Source organism: Streptomyces murinus, from assembly GCF_002154555.1.
Classification (GTDB): domain Bacteria; phylum Actinomycetota; class Actinomycetes; order Streptomycetales; family Streptomycetaceae; genus Streptomyces; species Streptomyces murinus.
Genome location: NZ_MUNF01000987.1, coordinates 1 through 561 on the forward strand (window position 1 = coordinate 1; position 561 = coordinate 561).

Below are 561 nucleotides of genomic sequence, written 5' to 3' on the forward strand. Positions count from 1 at the left end.
GGCCCGAGTCCTCGGAGGGGGCTGGGGGCGGGGCCGAGGCCGGTTTGCCACCCTCGTGTGGCTCTTCGTTCGTGGATGCCCTGTTTTCGGCCATGTCGTCAAAGTAACCGGGTGTCGCGCAGCGCGCAGACCAGGCACACCAGGCTCGATGGGCCCGCGCACCCCATTTGCAGTCGGCCGAATCGCGCTCCCATCACCCCTCGGTAAGCTGACGGCATGACAGGACAAGTGCGTACCGTCGACGGCCGCGTGGCCGGTAGGCGTGGGCAGGCGACCCGGCAGAAGCTGCTCGACTGCCTCAGCGAGATGCTCAGCTCCTCCCCGTACCGGGACGTCAAGGTCATCGATGTCGCCCGGAAGGCGGGCACTTCGCCCGCGACCTTCTACCAGTACTTCCCGGACGTCGAAGGTGCCGTCCTGGAGATCGCCGACCAAATGGCCGCCGAGGGCGCCGGATTGACCGAGTTGCTGGAGGGACGCTCCTGGGCCGGCAAGTCCGGCTGGGGGACCTCGCAGGAACTCGTGGACGGCTTCCTGGACTTCTGGAAGAAGCACGACGCG

1 protein-coding gene is annotated in these 561 nt (G+C 67.6%); it reads left to right on the forward strand.

Annotated features, from left to right (window positions below):
- Positions 1-216 precede the first annotated feature (216 nt).
- Positions 217-561, forward strand: a 345-nt coding sequence (locus tag CCN72_RS37135; protein ID WP_143664352.1) for a TetR/AcrR family transcriptional regulator, incomplete at its 3' end; no start/stop codon positions are given.